The following is a 13334-nucleotide window of genomic DNA, read 5'->3' on the forward strand; positions in this document are numbered from 1 at the left end:
AACCCTGCCTTAACCCCGTGTTTGAAATACTAGCGTCAGTTAATTAAAAAAGTTGCGTATAGGCCTTTAAAAGTAGGCTATGCGCCAAGCAATAGGCATAAATTATGGGCAAGGCAAAACTGACGGTAAACATTGTTACCCTTTGTATTTTATTGTCTGCATGCACAAGTACTGATGACAGAGCGTTGAGCGAATCTGCATCCCTAACAACGGGGAATGATGTTGTGTGGCAGTCGCAAGCGCAGCAGCAAGCTTCGGCGCAAACCCTAATGTTAAATTCAGATACTGCGCTAACCGACATCATAGACCTCAATCAGCTGCCGCACCTAGCAGACTTTATTGAAGAAGCTCTGTCTTCCAATGCAAACCTGCAGCAATCGCTAATTACACTTCGTAAAGCACAAGTTGCCATTGATAGTGCAAAAGCAGACAGAAACCTGAATGTCGACGCAAGCTTTTCGTCATCAAAAAGTGAAACTACAGGCAGCAGTTCATCGACTAGTACGGGCGCGAATACAGATACAAGTAGTCAGCTAAACAACCCAAGCTATAGCACAAGTTTAAACGTTAGTTGGGAGCTGGATCTGTGGCAAAAAATTAGCGATGGCATAAGTGCCGCAAACCTCGATGCAGCAAGTGCCAGAGCTAGTTATCAATCGGCTAGAGACTCACTGGTAGCCAGCGTAATAAGAAGCTATATCGATGTGCTCACTCAACAGCAATTACTATATATTGAACAGGCTCGGTTATCGGTACTAGAAAATAATGAAGCAGTGATTTTAATGCGTTATCGCACCGGGCTAGGAAGCCTAGACGATTTAGATACCGCGCGTACAAGCAGCGCAAATACCCGTGCATCCATTGCTCAATATGAAAATGCTTTTTTATCAGCAAAGCGCACATTGGCAGTGCTTCTAGGCAGGCAGGATCAATCGCTAAGCGAGCTTGATACGCAGGTAAATTTCCCAGATGTTTTATTGCCGCTTGCTAATTTACCAAAACAAGACCTTGCCCGCAGACCCGACCTTCAAGCGGCCTTCTATACGATACAAGCAACAGAGTTTGAAGTTGATGTGGCCTATAAAGCTTTGCTGCCTAGCATCAGTTTATCGGCATCGCTATCTGATACAGCCTCTACACCCTCTCAAGCTTTGTTTACAAACCCTGTATGGACATTACTTGGACAGATGACGGCACCTCTTTTTCAGGGGGGCGCGTTAAGGGCGCAAATTGAAGACGCAAAGCTTACCGCAGCAAATGCTTGGTGGCAGTATCGCGAAACGCTATTAACTGCAGTGCAGGAAACCCAAAACGCACTAGATAGTGAGACTGCCTACAGCGCGCGAATTGGCCACACAAATGTGGCGCTCGCCAATGCAGAGCGAAGTGTAACTACCATTGAAGGTCAATATCGACAAGGTTTGGCTGATATCTTGGATTTACTTTCTGTGTATGACACGCGCTTTGACTTACAAGCTCAAGCTATTGAGCTTAACGCCCAAAAATTACAAAACCGAATTGACTTAGGCCTAGCCCTTGGCCTTGGAGTGTCACAATGAGAAACAAACGAATTATTGTAACCTTAATTGCGGCTGCGAGTATTGCGCTGGCAGTCATGTATACCATGATGAATATGGGGGCTCAGCATCCTGGCGCTCGGTCGCAGGGGGCGCCTAAGTCAGCGCCACCATCTTCGCAATTACCCGATGATGCTGAGCAATTGAAAGGTGGCGTTGCAGCAACGAGACCGACAAGGGGGGAAAGGCCACCTGAAGGAGAACTGGCCGAAAGCGCTATGCGTCGTCCACCAAGAGAAAGCGAGACGGAAGTAGCCAACGAAGCAGGTGAAAGGCTATCTGCAGATAGCACTACTTATCGCACCCAAAAAGACGAGCAAAGTGTTGATTCTCAACTGGCTCAAGTAGGGGTTATCAATGTAACCATCGACAACTATAGGGCCAAAGTGAAGGGGTATGGTCAGGTTGTTCCTCAGGATAGCTTGAGCTTAGTCGCACAGGTTAGCGGGCAAGTTACCCACGTATCGCCAGCTTTTAAGACGGGCGCGCTAGTTAAAAGTGACACAATTTTAGCGCGCATTGATGACACCAGCTATCAGCAGGCGTTAGCAAGTGCTAATGCGACTTATCAAGCCGCTGTAGTAAGCCTAGAAGAAGAGCGCTTACAGGGGGCACAAGCTAAAGACGAGTGGACACGTTCAGGGCTTGGCGGTGAGCCATTATCCGCATTGGTATTGAGAAAACCACAGCTAGAAGCTGCGCAAGCAACCTTGGATGAAGCCGAGCAGACGGTAAACTCGGCGAAGCGAGACTTAGCTTTTACAGCATTACGTTCACCTTTTAATGCTGTGGTGGTTAGCCGTGATATAGCGTTGGGAAGCTTTGTTCAGGCCGGCAGTGCTGTCGCAACACTTTATTCTACTGATGTTGCCGAGATTGCTATAGGGCTTTCTCCAAGCCAATGGACTCAGCTACCTTCGGTTTCTGGAGCGCAGCTATCTAATGATACTCCTCTCAATTGGTCGGTAACCCTTACCGATACCACCACAGGCAATAAATGGAATGCCAATATCGTTCGCGCCGAATGGCATCAAAGCGATACAACGCGCCAGCGCAACGCTATTGCGGTTATTGAAAATCCATTAGACCAAGCAACCCCTCTTTTATTTGGTAGCTTTGTGCAGGCAGAAATTGAAGGAAGACAGCTCGAAAATGTATGGAAGCTGCCGGCTTCTGCCATTTCACAAAAACAAGAAGTATGGTTGGTGATGCCGGCCACCGGGCAACTAGCGAAGTTTACTCCCTCAGTGCTTTTTGAAAGCGATGGCTATGCCTACATCACTCCACCTAAGGCAAGTGATATTAAGGGCAATATTGCAAGTGAGTCTTGGGGCAATGCGGGCAGTGAAGCCGAGCGAGAACCTGAAAGCGAAGTACGTCAAGCGATGGTCGTTGCGCGCCCCTTAAACAGTTACCTCATCAACACGAAAGTTAAGCCTGTTGTAGAAGGGCAAACGGGAGGGCAAGCCAATGACCAATAATCGAAATGGAGGGCCTTTTGACGAGGGTGATAATCGCAACGGACGCGAGCATAGCAAAAATAATCCTCGAGGAATTATCGCTTGGTTCGCGCAAAACTCGGTGGCGGCCAACTTACTGATGGTCAGTCTTATCGTACTGGGTTTGGTGTCCATGAACGATATACGTAAAGAGGCGTTTCCCAGTATGGAGCCGCGCTTCGTGACCATTTCAATGACATATGATAGCGGCGACCCCAAGCAAGCCGAAGAAGGGATTGCTATCAAAATTGAAACCGCGCTAGAGGCCATCCCCGGCATTAAGCGAATCACGTCTACCTCAAACGCCAGCGGTGCGAGTGTGCAGGTAGAAAAGGAAACAGAATACGATCTAGACACGCTTTTCAACGACATTAAAACCGAAGTGGATAGTATTTCTAACTTCCCGTCGGATGCTGAAAACCCAGTTATTAGCAAAGCGCGTAGGCAAGAACATGCTATTTGGGTGCAGCTTTATGGTGACGTCGACCACGCTACCCTGCAGTACCTAGGTGAGCAATTAGAGCGAGACTTGCTGGCAAAAGACGACATTCGGGAAGTGAGCGCGGGTAGTTTTGTTGACCCCATGATGTCTATTGAAATAGACGAGGGTAAGCTTCAGGCCTATGGTTTAACGCTATCTGATGTGGCAGATGCGGTAAACCAAGAGTCTAATACCGCCCTTACAACCAGTTTGCGTAACAAAGAAAAAGTGATTCGTTTAAAAGCCTCTGAGCAGTCTTATTGGGCGAAAGATTTTGCTGACATTCCCCTTATTACCGATACCAGTGGCGTAATACTTTCCGTTGGCGATGTGGCGACGGTACGCGATATGTTTGCCGATGACAGCTACCACTTGGCCCGTTACAACGGAACCAATGGGTATGGTATTCAGGTGCTTATGGATGAATACGGCGATGTAACGAAAATGGTGCAGCAGGCTCACGAGGTAGTGGATGCGTGGCATGATAAAGGTTTACTACCTCAAGGTGTCGAACTCGAAACCTGGTATGACAAAAGCACGCTTATTACCGAGCGCTTGGAATTGCTTACCAGTAACGCACTAATGGGTATTGTGTTGGTGTTTGTTACCCTTGCTGTGTTTCTTAATTTGCGTGTGGCATTTTGGGTGGCGGCTGGCTTGCCGTTTATTTTCTTCGGCACTTTGTACTTCATGACCGATAGCTACACGGGCATGACGTTAAACGAGATGACCACGTTCGGCTTTATAATGGCCCTCGGCATTGTAGTGGACGATGCTGTAGTCGTTGGAGAGAGCGTTTACGCCACGCGAAAACAGCACGGCGATACGCTTCAAAACACTATTTTAGGTACACATAAAGTGGCGGTGCCCACACTGTTTGGGGTGTTGACCACGGTAGCAACCTTCTTCGCGCTATCGAACGTATCGGGCGGCTTAGGTACCTTGTATTCGCAGTTTGGCACTATCGTTACTTTGTGTTTACTGCTGTCGGTGGTGGAATCAAAGCTAATTCTACCTTCGCATTTAGCCCACCTGCCAACCAAACAGAAAACCCACAAGGGGATAGGCGGCCTGTGGAATAAAGTGCAGCAAAAAGCAGATGGTGGACTTCAATGGTTTAACTATCGAGTCTATCAACGCTTGTTGAAAGTCACTGTAGCCTACCGCTATGCAGCCGTTTTATTGTTTATCGCGCTATTTATCTTCGTTGTTAGTTTACCGCTAACGGGTGCAGTACGAGTAAGCTTTTTCCCCAGTATGCAAGGTGATACTGTTTCGGCCAATATGTCGCTTTATAGCGATGCTAGCTACGGGCAAAACGAACGCAACTTAATGCTGCTAGAGAAAAATGCGCTTGAAGCAGATCGCCAACTAACCCAAGAAAGCGGCGCAGATGAAAGCGGTATTAGTAGTTTACAGGTGACGGCAAGTGGCGATCAAAGCGGTACTATTACTATTTCCCTTGATGAAGACTCGCCTTATTCGTTAGATGAACTCTCTTCACGCTGGAATGCCTTAACTGGCAGCTTAGAAGGCGTAAAAAGCTTAAAAATACGCTCGCGACGAGAAATGGTCGACGGGTTCAACGTTGAAATTAAAAGCATCAACGATGATACGCTAACAGCCGCCAACGATGCTTTTGTTGAGGCGCTTAACAATATTGATGGCGTATATGCCGTAGAAAGTTCGCTTACACCCGGCGAAGCCATGATGCGCTTTGAACTTACCCCCGAAGGGCGAGCTTTGGGGTTAAATACGCAAAGTTTGTCGCAGCAACTTCTAAAAGCATTCGGCGGTGAAATTGTTCAGCGCTATTTGCGAGATAAAAATGAAGTAAAAGTCAGGGTGCGTTATCCAGAAAAAGATAGGATGAATCCGTCAGATGTAATGAATACCCAAGTGCGCCTAGACGATGGCACAGTGGTACCACTTTCTGTAGTGGCGAATGTTATTCAAGATGTACAAGAAAAACAGGTTGTACGTATTGATGGCTTACGTGCCCTGACAGTAAGTGCGTCGGTGGATAGCGATGTTATTACTTCTACAGAGTTGGTTAACTATCTTAATAGCGAGTTTGTACCTCAGTTGGAACGCCAATACCAAGACTTATCGCTTTACTTTGCCGGTGAGGCTGAACAACAAGCGGAAACACAAAGCTCAATGCAAAGCGTGTTCATTTTGGCTTTGCTGTCTATATTTGCATTATTAGCGATACCACTTAAATCCTATGTGCAGCCGCTTATTATCATGACTGCAATTCCCTTTGGTATTGTGGGAGCCATTATCGGACACTGGTCAAATGGCCTTATGATAAGCCTACTTTCGTTAAACGGCATATTGGCACTTAGCGGCGTGGTAGTTAACGATAGCTTGTTATTGGTCTCGCGATTTAATGCTTTACGTGAGAATGGTATGCCTGCGAATGCAGCGGTAGTTGAAGCATGCACCAGTCGCTTACGTGCTGTGCTTTTAACGTCAATTACTACCTTTGTAGGTTTATATCCCATATTGGGGGAAACCTCGGTACAGGCGCAGTTCCTAATTCCGGCAGCGGCGTCTTTGGGTTACGGTATTTTGTTTGCCACCCTTATCACGCTTTTATTAATTCCGGCATTACTGTTAATTTATGAAGATGTAAGCCGTTTAATGGCAAGGTATTTTGTTAAACCCTTAACGGAGAGTACGGTTAATGATCCGCGTGTTACTAGTGGAAGATGATATGGGCCTGGCGGGCAATATTATCGACTATTTAGAACTTGAAGATATGGTATGTGACCACGCCGCTAATGGCGTGGCAGCACTAACGTTTATTCAAAATAATCCGTATGACGTTGTGGTCTTAGATATCAATTTACCAAGGCTTGATGGCTTAAGCGTATGCGAAAAAGTACGCGGTGACGGCAACGATACACCTATTATCATGCTTACCGCCCGAGACCAGCTAGAAAATAAGCTCGAAGGGTTTCAAAAGGGGGCTGATGATTATTTAGTAAAGCCCTTTGATATGCCTGAACTCGTTGCACGAGTCTCAGTGTTGGCGCATAGGCGCTCATCGCAAGTGAAGAGGCTAAACTTCGGCAATGTAAGTTTAGAATTAGGTGGCGAGTTGGCAAGTGTTGATAGCACGCCTATTAAGCTAAGTCCTACGGGCTTTACCCTGCTAAAATCCTTATTGCAGCAACAAGGGAAAGTTATGCCTCGACAGCGGTTACTTGATGCGGTGTGGGGAGAAGACGCGCCCGAGAGTAATGCGCTAAAAGTCCACCTTCACAATTTGCGTAAATCACTCGTTCAAGCTAACGCAAACATAGAAATTAAAGCTGTACCGGGCGCAGGGTTTTGCGTTGCCTTAAAAGCTGAGCAAATGGCAAATGAGGGCTTGGGTAACACGTTGTCGCTAAACAAAAATAAGGACACTGACCAATGGTAAACGGCCTTCGCATTAGCTTAAGGCGCTATGTCTTATGGTCGTTACTGAGTTTAGCTACCATAGTCATTGTGCTTTTTTCTATACAGAGCAGCGATAGCTTTTTCGATGGTATGGACGGCATGCTGAGAAATACCATGGTTCGAGCGGCACAAAGTGCAGAGCTTGATAACAGTAATCATGCGCAAATCCTAGATTTACATGTATACGCAAATTACGATGATTTGCCCGATGAAATAAAACAGAGCTTTCCTCAAGATAGTTTCACGCCATTTGCCCTGAAAAAAAACATAAATAAACCTAACTGGCTTACCCGCCCGACTTGGGCGCATTTTGCTTTAATGGTTACTTTAGGCAATGGTGAAACGCGTTACGTATCGCAAACCTTTAGGGCACCGCCTCCTGAGGATTATAAAAAATTCCGCATTAACCATGTTGTTTACAGCGCGGCAGTCGGGGTTATCGCGCTTATTTCGTTTTCTGTCGCGCTTCTATTTTTAATGCGCAGCGTATCCCGCCCCATAGAGTCATTACAGCGCTGGGCTGCCTCTCTTGATGAGAAAGAGCTCGATAAGCCTATTCCTGAGTTTCGCTACAAAGAGCTTAACGCGCTTGCGGCGATAATTCACGGTAGCTTGCAAAACGTACGCACTACGCTTAACCGAGAGCGGGAGTTTGTTAATCACGCCAGCCATGAGCTTAGAACGCCCATTGCCGTTATTAGAAGCAGTGCGGCTTTGCTGCATAGAGTGATAGATAGTGGGAATACCAAAGGCAACAACGCTCTAGCGCGGGTGGATCACGCCTCAAAAACCATGGCGGATTTGACGGAAACTTTACTTTGGCTAGGAAGAAATGAAGAGACTGCGCTGCCTAAAGAGAGCGTTGATCTAAAAGCCATGGTTGAGGCGCTTAGCCAAGACTTAATGTATTTGCTTTCAGGGAAGGACGTAAACGTACAGCTAAACTTGAACGAATGTGCATTGTTGCTACCAAAAACAGCAAGCGAAATAGTGATAGGCAACGTTATTCGAAATGCTTACCAACATACCCAGCAAGGCAATGTCACAATCACACTTTCAGGTGCAACGCTTACTGTACTTAACGAAGAAGAAGGTTTAGAGCAAGATGAAAATGCCTCGCTATCGATTACGCCTAATAGTGGGTTAGATGGCGGTTTTGGGATAGGTTTAAAGCTTATTGATAAGCTATGTGCGAAGCTAGAATGGGGGTATTCACACAAAAAAGTTATTACACAGGATACTCAGGGCAACCATGGTGAAATGGACTCTTCGGCGAAAGGATATAGCGTTGTTCTTACACTTAAATAATCAGACACAGGGTAAGTACGTATAAGTTAATACACTATTACTGCTGGTCTATTCGTAGAAATATTGTACTAAACCTTCCAAAGGCACCTACAAAAAACGCCGATGTTTAACATCGGCGTTTTGTGTCTGTTTAGGCACTTTTTATAAATGCTAGCACTACATCCATTCGCTGTTTCTACGCTTGCGTTTAGGAAGGTAAGTGAGCATTACACCAAGCAATATCCCCACGCCTGCAACTATGCCGCCGCGCGTAAACCAAGTAACAAGCTCGTCTTTATTCGCGCTTTCAACCTTTGCCGTTAAACGAATAATTTGAGACGCTTGCTCGTCGTTTGTGGTGGTAAGTTTAGACACCTTTTGACGAGCATCGTTAAGCTGCTGACGAAGTTTGGCATTTTCTGATTGTGCCGCTTGCAGACTACTTTGGCTCTCAGCAAGCTTCTCACTAACAATCGGCAACTGCTCTGCTTGCGACATAGTATTAGACACAAACTTACTTTCAACCCAGCCTTTACGTCCTTCATCGTCGGTAATTTGCGTGAATTCAGCATCATTGTCGCGGGAGAGCACCGTAATAGGTGTACCGGCTTCAATTGAACCCAGAATGCGATAGTTACGACCAGGTCCAGTATGCATAAAGATAAACAAGTCATCTCTTATGTAGTGCGAAGAAGACGCTTCTAAATCAGCGGTATCTTGTAGCGAAAATGCTTGAAAAGAGCATGCAATAAGGGCTGCTGCTAACCACTTTCGAATCATATGAAGTCCAATTTTAGAATTTAAAACGTGAAGATGGTATTGGTTGACCGCGATAAAGGCAAGTTTGTTCCACTTTTGTCTAATTTAAGCGACTTCTTTAACAGCAGCAACATTGCGAAAAGTGAGCGACAAAGGTAAGGTGTCAGCATCATAAGCTGTGCTTAGCGCAACCATGTCAGAAATAGAATTAAAATTTGTAACGGGTGACAATGCTCACCAGGCGTTTACCCAACGTGTACTCCCTCTTTTTGAAAAACACAATATCCAGGTTAATTCTCATCGCGAAATGCGCTTAGAGAATGACTATTACGATACGGATAAGCTCGATTTTCAAAACAACAAAATGGGCTTTCGGGTTCGTGGTAATAATGGCGAGTACGAACAAACGTTAAAAACCAACGGTGTAGTAAGCGGTGGCTTGCACAAGCGCATGGAGTATAACGTAAGTCTTGATAACGCAAGACCGGATCTCACGTTGTTCGAGTCAAATGTATGGCCCGAAGGTTGGGACATCGCAACTAAGAATGCGAGTCTTTCTAAACAATTTAGTACACACTTTACGCGCAATGCCTATGTGGTTGCTTTAGGCGACAGCCTAGTTGAAATTGTCTTAGACTGCGGTGAAGCTAGTACGGATAAAGCCAGCTCCCCCATCAATGAGATTGAGCTTGAATTGATGTCAGGGGAGATCAACAGTCTGTTTTCTCTCGCTGTGCTAATAAACGACAACATGCCGGTGCGTCTAAGTGATGTGTCAAAAGCCGCTCAGGGCTATCAGTTGCTACACGGCTTTAACGCTAAAATTCGCCCTCTACCAAACTTTCTAGCCCTTGAAGAGACCACCTCCACAGAAGAGGCATTCGGCCAAGCAGTGCAAACCGCTCTGGCACATTGGCAGCATCACGAGCATGTATTTTGCGAGAGCGGCTCGATAAAAATGCTGGCTGAGGTTGCTAAAAGCGTTAGGTTGCTGCTTCAGAGTGTGTCGCTTTATCTACCCGTATTGCAGTGCCCAGAGCTATTAGCCTTGCACAAAAAACTGGTAACCCATGCGCAAAAGTGGGGCTGGCAAGACGATTTACAAAGTTTGCGCTACTTGCTGTCTAAAAAGAGCATGTTTAACAAAACATTAAGCAAACACCCAGCGGTAGTAAGCTACCTGCAAGGGCGCCAAACAGGTTTGATGCAAGCCCATGAGCCTGAAAAGCTATTTTTCGACAATGACGCTACAGACATTAAGATTCACGCTATAAGCCTTATACAAAATAAGCCTTGGCAAAAGGTAGCGACGGGGTTTGATCACCCTGTACTTGACCATGCAAAAGGGTGGTTATCGCAAGGGTGGCAAACCGTGCAGCAAAGTATGCCCCTCAGTAAAACCATGGGACCAGCTAATTACAGCGCAGTGGAAATAATGCTAAGACAAACCCTGTGGAGTGGTTTTTTACTTGGTGACTTGTTTGTTGAAGAGCGGGGTAACTTTCGTGCGCCTTGGTTAGACTTACTTACCGGCATTGATGAATTAAACGCATTGCTCATGCTGAAGCAATCAATCGACGATGCGGAAGTAGACTCTCATGATGAGGTACGCAAATGGACAGCAGAGAAGCTCAGTACGTTAATTCGAATTATGGAGCGAACGCGCACTGTGGCTATGCAACGTGAAATCTATTGGTAACCCGTGCCGATGGACACATATTGCGTTAGCAAATTTTATCTCAGGGAAGGAGGGCGCTGATGACTTCAAGCTACTATGATTATTTTCTTTATTCGCTACTAGGCGTTTATGTTTTCTGTTTTGCGCGTCTGTTCGTTCAGAAAGTTAATTTAAACAGCATGCGCTGGCTAGTGGGTGCCTTTATCTGCTGGCCACTATTTATGCTAGATGAATGGCTGCGAATAGCACAAGCGAGCTCACTAGCAGGTTTGTATGGTTTATCAGACGTATTTGCGGTTATCGCAATCACTTGTTGTTATCGTGCCATAAAGCCCATGTTATTGGCTTATCCCACGGCAAGAAAACGGCTATGGTGGCCTGCTGTGGTAACGGCAATTTTCCAGTGCACAGTGCTATTGATACCGATAGATGACAAACAACAATGGCTTTCGTCGTCGCCGAACGGCGAGCCTTTACTGTTATGGCCTGCCTATTTTGCCTCGCTTCTAACAGGCTTTAGTGTATTGCTTATTGGTATTCTTATTACCGAACACATTCAAATGTATCACAGACATTTACCTGAGCAGGCAGTAGACATTAAAAATTTAAGAATGCCTAAGCTTGCCGGAGTAATGGGAAGTTTGGTCGGTGTTGCCTTTATGAGTATTTTACTTGTTACCGCCGCAACTTTTGGCTTTTTCCCCGTACCTTTTTGGGAGAGCTTTCATCACTTAATGATTGGTTGCGCACTGTTAGTGGTGTTGTTTTCACTAACTTTTATCCGCCGGACAGCGCCGTCGCCTTTAAACTACGAGCGACTGGATGAAGGTAAAGCCACACCCTATGAGATAAGCAATATTATTTCTAAAGCAGAGCGCTATACCATTGAGTCAAAAGCCTATAAAACCCGATTCCTCACACTTAGCGAGTTTTGCAAAGGGGCTGATATCGACCCTACATCTTTGGCTATCGCGCTTCAGCTTACTGAAAAGAAGAACTTTAGGCGGTTTATATTCCACTACCGCTTGGAATATGCGAAAAAAGTGTTGCTCCATAGCGATGCCAAATTAGAAGCAGTGGCAAAACGGCTTGGTGTTAACTCAGAAAAGTTCTTAAGCGAATACCTCGTTAAGCATCTGAATGCTGCTCCTACGAAGTGAAGAATACTTTTATATCATCCCGCATCCTTTAAACACCAAATGCATTACGCAGTATTTGGTGGGTGAAGGTTTTGCGCAAATAAAAGCCTCTAGGGCGAGTTTTAATACGCTGGCCCTCTGGTCCTAATGCGTCGGTAAGCACCTTACCGTTAGCTGCTTTGGGGCGAATATGAAGTGCCTCGCCTTGCCGAGAGGTAATAGATTCCACCTGTCCCGTAGCAATTTGTTCTACCAATTCTTCCCAGTCGTGTCTTAGCATTGCGTCTTCATGCTCATTGGGACGCCAGTAAAAACCAGTAGCCACCCGACGATGCGCTAAAGGAATGGCTCTGTCCCCTTCAATGGGCAGCCACAATACCTGCTGTAGCTTGTTTCGCACATTTGATGTTTCCCACGTGATACCCGGCGCCATTAAAAGGGGCGCAAAACAAACATAGGTGGTTTCCAGTGGGGAAAAGTTAGCATCGATGGGTATGGTTTTAAGCTCTATGCCTAACTCGGGGAAGTCTTGTTGAGGTTTCGAGCCTGCACTTGCACCGAGCCATTTTTCAATAAGCATACCCGGCCAGCCTTTGTGGCGCTGTAAATTGGCAGGGATAGCAACATTGGCCATGTCAGCCAACTCTCCTAAGGTTAAACCTGCAATGGCGTGACATCGCGCCAAAAGGCTGTCTGGCGAAGATGGAGGCGATGAAGGAGGTTGCATAGAGGTGGTTAATTTCCTGTTTAAAAGCAAAGGCGAACATTAAGACTATGATTGGAGCATAGTTTGTGGAAGAATGAAAACATATACAAGTATAGTGTGCCCGGGAGTCTATGTGATAGATGCCGATGGATTCCGTGCGAATGTGGGCATAGTGATTTGCAACAAAATGGGTCAAGTATTTTGGGCAAGACGTTATGGCCAACATTCATGGCAGTTCCCTCAAGGCGGAATTGATGAAGGGGAATCTGCTGAACAAGCTATGTACCGCGAGCTTCACGAAGAAGTAGGGCTGACACCGAAAGATGTCACCATTTTAAGTGTTACCCGTAACTGGCTTAGATATAAGCTACCAAAGCGATTAATTCGACAAGGCAGCAACCCTGTTTGTATAGGGCAAAAACAAAAATGGTTCTTGTTGCAGCTAGATTGCAACGAGCGCGATGTTAATGTGCTTAAAACAGGCCATCCTGAATTTGATGACTGGAGGTGGGTAAGTTACTGGTATCCCATTAGAAATGTTGTATCGTTCAAGCGAGATGTATACAGACGAGTAATGAAAGAGTTCTCGCCTGTAGTTATGTCTGCGCAACATCGACCTCAACAGCGCCAAAATGTAGCCCCGCATAAGCGCGGTAAAAAGCGTAGACGCGGTTAAAGGTGTAAGGTGGCGAGATGGTAAAAGTGCCAAATATAGCGATATGCAATAGTAAGCGACGAGCAAACGGCGATTACACAAG

The 13334-nt window shown here is 45.9% G+C and carries 10 protein-coding genes; 8 read left to right on the forward strand and 2 right to left on the reverse strand.

The features are described 5' to 3' along the window. Positions 1-104: 104 nt before the first annotated feature. The 5 genes from PCAR9_RS02750 to PCAR9_RS02770 are packed head-to-tail and all read left to right on the forward strand — an operon-like array spanning position 105 to position 8315. Positions 105-1559: a TolC family protein gene (locus PCAR9_RS02750; protein ID WP_179982296.1), complete on the forward strand. Its 1455-nt coding sequence runs from the start codon at positions 105-107 to the stop codon at positions 1557-1559. Next, positions 1556-3058 (forward strand): efflux RND transporter periplasmic adaptor subunit, encoded by a 1503-nt coding sequence (locus PCAR9_RS02755; protein ID WP_179982297.1) that lies wholly within the window; start codon positions 1556-1558, stop codon positions 3056-3058. Before PCAR9_RS02750 ends, PCAR9_RS02755 begins: the two co-directional genes overlap by 4 nt. Beyond that, complete coding sequence (locus PCAR9_RS02760) at positions 3048-6275, forward strand: efflux RND transporter permease subunit (protein ID WP_179982298.1); 3228 nt, start codon at positions 3048-3050, stop codon at positions 6273-6275. The genes PCAR9_RS02755 and PCAR9_RS02760 overlap by 11 nt, the downstream gene beginning before the upstream one ends. Further along, positions 6247-6987: a response regulator transcription factor gene (locus tag PCAR9_RS02765; RefSeq protein WP_179982299.1), complete on the forward strand. Its 741-nt coding sequence runs from the start codon at positions 6247-6249 to the stop codon at positions 6985-6987. The genes PCAR9_RS02760 and PCAR9_RS02765 overlap by 29 nt, the downstream gene beginning before the upstream one ends. After that, complete coding sequence (locus PCAR9_RS02770) at positions 6981-8315, forward strand: sensor histidine kinase (RefSeq protein WP_179982300.1); 1335 nt, start codon at positions 6981-6983, stop codon at positions 8313-8315. Before PCAR9_RS02765 ends, PCAR9_RS02770 begins: the two co-directional genes overlap by 7 nt. A gap of 156 nt (positions 8316-8471) precedes the next feature. Here the strand turns inward: PCAR9_RS02770 and PCAR9_RS02775 are convergent, their stop codons facing one another. Beyond that, the gene (locus tag PCAR9_RS02775; RefSeq protein WP_232091101.1) at positions 8472-9074 is read right to left on the reverse strand and encodes a TIGR04211 family SH3 domain-containing protein; all 603 of its coding nucleotides are present in this window, start codon (positions 9072-9074) and stop codon (positions 8472-8474) included. Between the two features lie 172 nt (positions 9075-9246). On the opposite strand from PCAR9_RS02775, the gene PCAR9_RS02780 reads away from it, so the two are divergent. Together PCAR9_RS02780 and PCAR9_RS02785 are read left to right on the forward strand one after the other, a co-directional pair. Further along, positions 9247-10752, forward strand: coding sequence for a CYTH domain-containing protein (locus PCAR9_RS02780; RefSeq protein ID WP_179982301.1), 1506 nt, complete (start codon positions 9247-9249; stop codon positions 10750-10752). 59 nt (positions 10753-10811) lie between these two features. After that, positions 10812-11891, forward strand: a complete 1080-nt coding sequence (locus PCAR9_RS02785; protein WP_179982302.1) for a helix-turn-helix domain-containing protein — start codon at positions 10812-10814, stop codon at positions 11889-11891. A gap of 28 nt (positions 11892-11919) precedes the next feature. Here PCAR9_RS02785 and mutH read toward each other — a convergent pair whose 3' ends face one another. After that, the gene (gene mutH / locus PCAR9_RS02790) at positions 11920-12597 is read right to left on the reverse strand and encodes a DNA mismatch repair endonuclease MutH (RefSeq protein WP_179982303.1); all 678 of its coding nucleotides are present in this window, start codon (positions 12595-12597) and stop codon (positions 11920-11922) included. A 112-nt stretch (positions 12598-12709) separates the two neighbouring features. Between mutH and rppH the strand changes: the two genes are divergently transcribed. Continuing rightward, a complete protein-coding gene (gene rppH / locus PCAR9_RS02795) occupies positions 12710-13252 on the forward strand; it encodes an RNA pyrophosphohydrolase (protein WP_118490338.1) in 543 nt (180 codons plus the stop codon). Positions 13253-13334 lie beyond the last annotated feature (82 nt).

This window comes from Alteromonas macleodii (assembly GCF_903772925.1).
Lineage (GTDB): Bacteria > Pseudomonadota > Gammaproteobacteria > Enterobacterales > Alteromonadaceae > Alteromonas > Alteromonas macleodii_A.